Consider the following 7625-nt stretch of genomic DNA (forward strand, 5'->3'; position numbering starts at 1 on the left):
TCGGCGCTGGTGCGGGTGATGACGTTCTGACCGGAGCTGGCTTTGTCTGCATCCAGACCTCCTTTAATCGCCAGGGTGTCGCCGAGCTTGCGCGTCACCGCGTCGCCGCTGTTCCCGGCAAAGGTCATGCCTTTATCGACCTGGGTCTGAACGGTGTTGAGCTGCCCGCCGTTGACCGCGTCGGTGCTGCCCTCTCCGACCTTACCGTCCGCGACGTTGGTGATGGTGTTCCCACCGTTGTCGAGGCCGTCCCTGGTCAGGGTCACCGGCTTATCGCCGCCGCTCACGGTCACGCCGCCGTCGCTGACGGTGGTGGTGCCGGTGGTCACGCTGTCTGCGGTGAGATCTTTCGCCAGGCCAAAGGTCAGCTGCGATTTTCCGCTAGCGTCCGGATCCTGCTGGTCGATAGTCAGGTTGCCGTCGGTGTTAGCGAGATTCACTTCGTTTCCGGCAATCACTGCCGCCGCATGCGTCTCCCCGGCGCTGGTGCTGGAGAGCATCCAGGGTTTACCACCGCCGGTGCCGGTGGAAATGTTGTTGATGCTCTCGCGCAGAGAGTAGAGCTGGCTGCCGTTCACCGCATCCTTACTGTCTGAGGCGATAGTGCCGTCGTTGACGTTGAGGATTTTATTGTTGCCGTTATCAAGGCCGTTACCGGTGAGCGTGACCGGGGAGCTTCCGCCTGCGATCGTCAGACCCTGATTATTGAGCAGGCTATTGCCGGTGGTGACGCTGTCAAAGGTCGCATCTTTCGCCAGCTCAATAGCAATGCCCACTTTGCCGCTGGCGTCGCTGTAGGTATGGGTTGTTACGTTTTCGCCAGAGGTCGCACCACCAGCGCTGTATCCGCCGGTCACCGCCAGAGTATCGCCAAGCTGGCGATTAACATCGGCGCCGCTGTTGGCGCTAAAATTCAGACCTTTTTTGACGTTGCTGTCGATGCCGCTGACCTGGTTGGTGATAAAAGTGTTGTTATTTTCCGTCTGGCCCAGCTTGGTGGCGACCGCATAGAGCTGGCTGCCGTTGATGGCGTCCGTACTGGATGCGCCAATCAGACCCGCAGAGACGTTGGTGATGCGGCGCTCGCTGCCCACGCTGCCCACGCTGATTTCACCCAGCGGGTGGCCGGTGGTGCTGAACTGAAGGTTTACCCCGTTGATCGTATCGCTGTTGTAATCGCTGAGCCCGGCAGACCGGGCCGTTGCGGTACTGCTGCCGCTGGCAACGGACCCCGTCCCCAGCGCGACGGAGTTAACGCCGGTGGCCTGAGCGCCGGTACCGATGGCGACCGCATCGTTGGCGCTGGCGCTGGCATTGGTCCCCAACACCACCGCATTTTCACCGTTGGCATCAGACCCGGAGCCGATAGCAATTGCTTTTGCCTGGTGAGATGCTGCGCCGATACCGAGCACCAGAGACTGCTCTGCCAGCGCCTGGGAGCCGGTACCGATAGCAACGGCGTCGTTATTAGCAGTCAGGGCGCTGTTACCGAACACCAGCGAATTTTCACCGTCTGCCCTGGAGTTGTTGCCGATAATGACGGCGTTGCTCTGGTTGGCATTGGAGGTGTTACCTAAAACAATCGCATTATCTTTATTCGCGCTGGAATCGTTTCCCAGGACCACCGCCGACTTGCTGCCCGCAGCAATAGAGGAGTTTCCCCCCATGATGATAGAGTTGGTCGCGTTCGCATTGATGGTGGAATTGATACCGTAAAGAATTGAGCCATCCGCACCTTCGTCAATTAAAGCGCCATCCCCGTAGGCCATCGCCGTTTTCGGGTAAGCTATCGTCCCGTTAATGCCGTTGCCGTAACCTTTGGGAAGCGTTGCCGCCTGGGCGGGAATGGCCGAAAAAACAACCAACCCCGTTACCGCCGCGACTAACGCCCGCTTGCTATTTTCAATCAGTGACACTCGCGGTTTATTACTGGCCCGAGAAGTACTCTTAGTATGGCCCTTTGCAAATTCAGACGACACAATCCACTGCTGCCGCGAGTGGCACCAGACGACACGGTATATTTTATTCATTCTTTCTATCTCGAAATGATGACACTGATGAGCTTTACATAGTGTCAGCATCATACTAATCCTCACTATATAAACAACTGCCCAGAGCCACCGTTTAAATCTGCATTTTCAACGGCAACTAAAGAATTCCATAAAATGCTCTACAGCTTTCACACAACAATAACAAGAAATTACTTAACAACATGTTAGAAAAAAACGATGGCTCTTATATCAAAATATTGACAACCATCATTTTTGCATAGACAACAAAACTTAAGCATTTGTTTTTATTGAATAAAAATAAATAAAAACAATTCTCATTTAATGAGATAAAAAGGCGAAGAATGCCGTGTGGAATCTATGCAAAAATAACGCCCACTTTACTAAACTACATTTCATTAACATCAAGAAACGCTATAAATTGCTTAAAATAATCATAAAAAATTAATTTAAAACCTAAAAAAGCAAAATAATTTAAAATTGGCATGGTTAATGCCAGGTATAAAAAGCGATCGTTTTCATAAAGTTATCCAGCCTTCAATAGAAAATAACTTTCCGATAGCAAAAACATTTCTAATAAGTCATATAAGATATTTATATAATTATTGAAGACGCATCTTATATTCAGCAAAATAAGTGCATAGACGTGCATATTTAGGCACTGCGCTAGGCTTGGTGCAGACATTTAAATGGGAGAGAATGTTCAGCAGCGGGTGGCGCACGTAGCTGCGACGCATGCTCCTGAGCTCGTTCACCAGCCCGTACTGGATGCCGTGTCCCGCAGCGGGCCCCCCTTGCAGGACGGTACGTCACCCAGTTCAATCGACAGGTGCGGCTCTCAAGCAGCCTACCGTAGTGATGGAACGTAAACGCCGGCGATAAGAAAAATGCACACGGATAGCAACAAGGCCCCCTTTCTTTATGCTGTTGGGCGCTCGTTCCAGGCGTCCGTATACTGAATGTTACCGTCGTGAATCTTCCAGGAAATCTTTTCGTACTGCATCGCCACTGATTCCATGTGATTCATCTTGTCGTTAGCTGCAAGTTTACAGTTAGGAACGCCGCAGTTAACGCCTGTAATCTTCACATTCTCCATCAGGACAGAAAATAAGCTACCTCCTGCCCTGCGTCGTTGATGTGGTAGAAACGAATCTCGGCGCATTTCAGCGTCTGGCCCGTTGCCGCAGCCTTATAAAGGTACGAGGTAGAGCTATCAACTTCTTTTTCAATCATCATTGATGAATGCTGGCGCGTACCAGTGATCTTACCGTTGGCATTGTCCACAGGTAAGTTAATACCGTGGCTCAATCCGATAATCTCAATGCTGCCGCCACGGTCTTGAACATCTACAGATCCTTTAATGTCTGCACCGCCATCGTCTTTAAGCCACATGTACGGAGGGATTGGCATTTCATTTGCTCCTTATTTTTCTGATCAACTTCATCGTTATGAGATAAATTGCTGTTGTTGCTGCGATCTCAGTAATAAAAGCGATGTAGAAAAACACATCTTCGATGTTCTCCACTCCTGCATCTTCGTTACCGTAAAACAGATGTACCACCCAATAGCCAAGGTCATGGTTAACCCACAAGTACGGGTCACCCAAGGAACGCCCAATAACGAACAGGATTAACAGGAAGTAGGCAACCTTAGCTAATCTACGGGCAAGTGTTCGAGCCATTGGCTACCACCTCAATCGTGCCGTATGAATCTAAATTTATACCCGGTACTTTCTTTTTCTTTGTTCGTAAAAGAGCGTCGCGCAGCCTGTTGAAGTCGGATTGGTGAGCAAGGGTTATGCAGCCGTCAGAAAGCTGGCCCGGATGGAGTCTAAAACTACCTCTGGAAATACCCTTGTAAAATGTAGTGTCGTCAATCATACCGTCAGCCCGGTACAACGCGAACCATTCGGAATGATCAACGTGATACATGAAGGTGCTTTTAACTAAGTCGATACCCCATGCCCTAACTTGGTTTAGCTTGCTTCCGGTTGGCCTGTCTACGATGTAATACTTCCCTGGAGGGAGTGGGCCATCATTGATTATCATTCCACACGCGCCCTTGTTCTTATAAAGACCATTGCCAGAAAAAGCCATGAACACGCCGATCCCGTCAAAGGTAAGCGGAACATAATCAGCCCCGCTAAGTATTAACTTTCCATGTAAAGCCATAATAACCACTTATTCTGAATGGGTATTTTTAGTTGTTAATCGTACTCCTACGCAATCAGATAGGTGAAAGTTTTCTTCCGGGAAAAGTCTGATTTTGTGAAACAAATGAGGGTGATAAACCAGATCAGAACATCGTATTAGCAGCCCTGACTAATCCTGATCTCTGCTTCTTCGCAAGTCAGGCTTTACCCTCTGGAGTTGCCAGAAATTTACAGTCATGGATTTTACGGTTGTTGCGCTTTGTCGCGGCGCTTTTGGTAGCGTTTAACATAATCCACCTCGCATAAATCATATAATTTTAAGTAGTTACACCGTATAACAAAGTCACATTACAAATAAAGTTATAAAGGTGCAGGTAATAGATGGTCATACGTTCCGTGTTGGGTACATAAGAAAAGGCGGCGCGTAGCGCTTACGCTGGATGTCGCCCCTTCGCAGGGAGGATAAAGCCTTAGCACGTTCTCTTATCAGGTAGTCGTTGTGATCCGGTGGCTGCAACCGTGGCAGAGCCGGATTCTTTCCCGGTCCGCTTAGTCTTCCCAACATTACGCCCGTTTATTCTCTGCGACCTTTCACAAGGTGTTGCACCATTGAGCGCCGCACGAAGCGCGGAACGTATAGCTAAGGGTTCAAGTAATGTGTTTGAGTCCGGCAACTCTTCCAGCTTCAAAGGGTGGCACAATTTCTTGTGCTGTTCGGGGTTGAGCCTGGTAACTACCCGGCCAGTACGCTGTATAATATTTAATCAGACACAACGCAAAGGCGTTTGTCTGTGCTAACAGACGTTAGAACAGACATTACAAACCTTTAGGTGATCATGCTAAAGGATGCTTTTTTTTACGGGACTTTCTGTTGATGGTGCGATAATAGGAACAAAACATAACCATTAAAGGCATTGTTTTTACTTAATAAATTTTCGTTTCAATTTTCAAGATACCCCCAAAAGTACCCCCAGATGATTTTTCGTTGCCACCAAAAGACCATTTTTTAAGCATCCCGCCCTTGCCGTCCTCACTCTTATTGTATGATACATCTATCCCACAATAAGGAATCAGCCAGCCATGAGAATGACCAGCCGCAAAAAAGAGATACTCAGCTACTTTGAGCCGGATAACCTCGATTGGGTAAAGGGCGAGATCGGCGCTCCTCCGCTGGACGTATCCGGCATTGCCTACCTGCTTCACGGCATGGAGTCGTTCGGCAAGCGCCACCAGCTCGAATCCACCCGGCGCACGCTAGAAAATATGGTTGCTGGCGGTCTGCTGGAACGGGTAACGGTATATGAACAGCGCCAGAACACAACGCAGAGTAGCGCCGACGCTCACGGCGTCTGGTGTAACGTGACGCGCTACGGCCTGCCGGGAACGTGCCGGGTCATGCGCGATACAGGCGGAGCTGATGGGTCGATATCTGGGGAGTTTGCGCGGGTTGGCTGAATACCTCCCCTACATCCGGCATAATCCCGGATGTAACCACACCTTGGCTATGCGTGGAGCCTATGCGTTAACCTTACCCGCTATGCGTTGAGATGGTTAACGCCCCAAAAGGCCCATTTTGCTGTTAACCAGTCGTGGTAACCATGATTGGTAACCACTTTAAAATAGCGCTTTCGGTGGCAACCTGTCTGGCAACCTCACGTTTGGCAACCAACGCATCAGCTTTTACTTTTGATGTAATCCTTCACAACGTCAGCCAGTTCTTTGACCAGTGATAACCAGACTCCTGGCACATCACTGTCTTTTTCTTTGCTGTCCTTGCTGAATGCGAAGCGCAATAGTGCCAGTGCAAGTGTTGTGGGAATGGCCGCAAGAACGACAATCCCTAATGACCATAACGTTTTTGTCTGCGATACGAACTCAGCGTACTTGTTAGGTTCCTTACCGGCAATCTCATTGAGGTTAAAGCTGTGGATGGGCCACCAGACCAGCCAGAAAAGTAATGCCAGCAAGAACAGGGTGATAATCACACATGATCCATAAAACGCCACCCGCCGGAATCGGTGTTGCTGTAATGCGGTATTAAGCTGCGTTTGTTGCTCGCTGGCAGTAATCGTGCTGGTCAGATTGTCATCTGATATATCTTTAGCCATTACAAAAAGCCCAGAGACTGTAAGCGGTAGCTCATGGCATTGATTGAAACGTCAAAGATACGGGCAAGCTCTTTGATGTCTGTAATTTTGCGCTGTTTGATGAGCACCTTAACAGCCAATTCCGGCATAAGGATTTCAGCTGCAAACTTGTTTGCTGCCACTTCTCTTGGGTCGTAATACGACATGGAAAAGTGAGCGGATGGATCGCGGAAAGCGTGACCGTGCCCAAGCATGTAATGCCCAAGCTCATGGGCTACGGTAAACCGCTGACGCTTTCCTGAGTCTGTCGGATTATAACGAATAACCTTACCGTCCACTTCACCAGAAAGGTTCCTATGCTGGTGGTCAGCGAATGGCTCTACTGTTAGTCCTTCAGCAGCAGCAAGCTTACTGGGGCTGATTGGTAAGCCGCCTTTCCAGTATTTAGCCAGGAGGCTTTTAGCTGTATTGACTGGCATGTAACACCTCCTTTTGTTGCTGTGTGGGTAGTATTTTGATGTCTACAGCGGTCTATAACCGTCTATCACCATCAATAATCGCACATAACAGAAGATAAATCCTGCTGAAAAATGCGTGTTGCTGCTTCTGCGTGATAGCTCGCAATTGTTTTGCAAACGCTGCGGTTGCCTACATCCGGGATTATACCGGATGTAACCGGCTCACGGCTGCTCTCATCAGCGATCCTCGAAGTGAGTATCAACGGAAGAAACAATAAGTTAGCCGCTAATATTGCCGTATAACAGCGTTATACAGTGGTATACTGTATAGACAGAAAACACTGATACGGCGGCCCCTCATGAGTAAATCCAATCTGGTAGCCTTCCGCGTTCCAGCAGAATTGCAGGACGCGTTTAATGACGCTGTAGCATCATCTGGCGGCGATAAAACAGCGTGGCTTGTCGATGCCCTTCGCAGCAAATTGAACCAGCCAGAGAGTAACCCACAGTCCCGTATGTTGGCGCTGGTGGAGCGCATGGAAGTAGCCGCCGCTGCTCTGGCCGGTGGTAAGCAGGGAATACCGCCGCAGCCGTACAATGAGGCGGCGGTGATTGGGATTGTTGCCGATACCATCCGGCAGGGTTTAGATAATGGCCGAATCATCGCTGAGAGGCTCAATGAGGCAGGGTATCAGACCAAAGCGGGTAAGGCTTGGGATAAGGATATTTACAGCGCCTGGAAGCGGCATAGCAGCCATGCCGACAAGCTGGCGGCGGTGCTACAGGCATAGTGCATGGCTATCACCTCGGGGCTGCTGGCTTCTTCCATTGGTAGGCTGGCGCGGCCATTCTGCGCCGGTGGCGCTCTTTGGCCTGAAGTGCCTGTATCAGCCCGGTACGGATGGTGTAGCGGGTGTGA

The 7625-nt window shown here is 49.9% G+C and carries 6 protein-coding genes and 3 pseudogenes; 2 read left to right on the forward strand and 7 right to left on the reverse strand.

The annotated features are described in order from the left end of the window. The 5 genes and pseudogenes from ENGE1_RS25850 to ENGE1_RS25865 form a co-directional block, all read right to left on the reverse strand. Nucleotides 1-1916: pseudogene (locus tag ENGE1_RS25850) on the reverse strand (hypothetical protein); the annotation flags it as partial. A gap of 21 nt (nt 1917-1937) precedes the next feature. Further along, nucleotides 1938-2084, reverse strand: a pseudogene (locus tag ENGE1_RS29545) (ESPR domain-containing protein); the annotation flags it as partial. A gap of 844 nt (nt 2085-2928) precedes the next feature. Beyond that, a pseudogene (locus ENGE1_RS25855) lies at nt 2929-3419 on the reverse strand (Hcp family type VI secretion system effector). A 1-nt stretch (nt 3420) separates the two neighbouring features. Further along, on the reverse strand, nt 3421-3690 hold the full coding sequence (locus tag ENGE1_RS25860) for a hypothetical protein (protein WP_048253748.1): 270 nt from the start codon (nt 3688-3690) through the stop codon (nt 3421-3423). Then, complete coding sequence (locus ENGE1_RS25865) at nt 3668-4180, reverse strand: DUF2778 domain-containing protein (RefSeq protein ID WP_048253749.1); 513 nt, start codon at nt 4178-4180, stop codon at nt 3668-3670. Before ENGE1_RS25865 ends, ENGE1_RS25860 begins: the two co-directional genes overlap by 23 nt. 1061 nt (nt 4181-5241) lie before the next feature. Between ENGE1_RS25865 and ENGE1_RS25870 the strand changes: the two genes are divergently transcribed. Continuing rightward, nucleotides 5242-5616 carry a hypothetical protein gene (locus ENGE1_RS25870; RefSeq protein WP_064360879.1) on the forward strand — a complete coding sequence of 125 codons (375 nt, stop codon included), beginning with the start codon at nt 5242-5244 and terminating at the stop codon, nt 5614-5616. Nucleotides 5617-5834: 218 nt separating this feature from the next. Here the strand turns inward: ENGE1_RS25870 and ENGE1_RS25875 are convergent, their stop codons facing one another. Next, nucleotides 5835-6269: a hypothetical protein gene (locus ENGE1_RS25875; protein ID WP_064360880.1), complete on the reverse strand. Its 435-nt coding sequence runs from the start codon at nt 6267-6269 to the stop codon at nt 5835-5837. Continuing rightward, nucleotides 6269-6727 carry an ImmA/IrrE family metallo-endopeptidase gene (locus ENGE1_RS25880; RefSeq protein WP_064360881.1) on the reverse strand — a complete coding sequence of 153 codons (459 nt, stop codon included), beginning with the start codon at nt 6725-6727 and terminating at the stop codon, nt 6269-6271. The genes ENGE1_RS25875 and ENGE1_RS25880 overlap by 1 nt, the downstream gene beginning before the upstream one ends. Nucleotides 6728-7065: 338 nt before the next feature. Here ENGE1_RS25880 and ENGE1_RS25885 point away from each other — a divergent pair, with 338 nt between their 5' ends. Next, complete coding sequence (locus ENGE1_RS25885) at nt 7066-7497, forward strand: hypothetical protein (protein WP_064360882.1); 432 nt, start codon at nt 7066-7068, stop codon at nt 7495-7497. The last annotated feature ends 128 nt before the right edge of the window (nt 7498-7625 follow it).

It is taken from the genome of Pluralibacter gergoviae ATCC 33028 = NBRC 105706 (assembly GCF_001598855.1).
In the GTDB taxonomy this organism is placed as follows: domain Bacteria; phylum Pseudomonadota; class Gammaproteobacteria; order Enterobacterales; family Enterobacteriaceae; genus Pluralibacter; species Pluralibacter gergoviae.

What these genes read in the sequence shown, in the direction of transcription:
- ENGE1_RS25875 (WP_064360880.1), bottom strand. Translation starts at nt 6,269, where the DNA reads ATGGCTAAAGATATATCAGATGACAATCTGACCAGCACGATTACTGCC.
- ENGE1_RS25870 (WP_064360879.1), top strand. Translation starts at nt 5,242, where the DNA reads ATGAGAATGACCAGCCGCAAAAAAGAGATACTCAGCTACTTTGAGCCG.
- ENGE1_RS25865 (WP_048253749.1), bottom strand. Translation starts at nt 4,180, where the DNA reads ATGGCTTTACATGGAAAGTTAATACTTAGCGGGGCTGATTATGTTCCG.
- ENGE1_RS25880 (WP_064360881.1), bottom strand. Translation starts at nt 6,727, where the DNA reads ATGCCAGTCAATACAGCTAAAAGCCTCCTGGCTAAATACTGGAAAGGC.
- ENGE1_RS25885 (WP_064360882.1), top strand. Translation starts at nt 7,066, where the DNA reads ATGAGTAAATCCAATCTGGTAGCCTTCCGCGTTCCAGCAGAATTGCAG.
- ENGE1_RS25860 (WP_048253748.1), bottom strand. Translation starts at nt 3,690, where the DNA reads ATGGCTCGAACACTTGCCCGTAGATTAGCTAAGGTTGCCTACTTCCTG.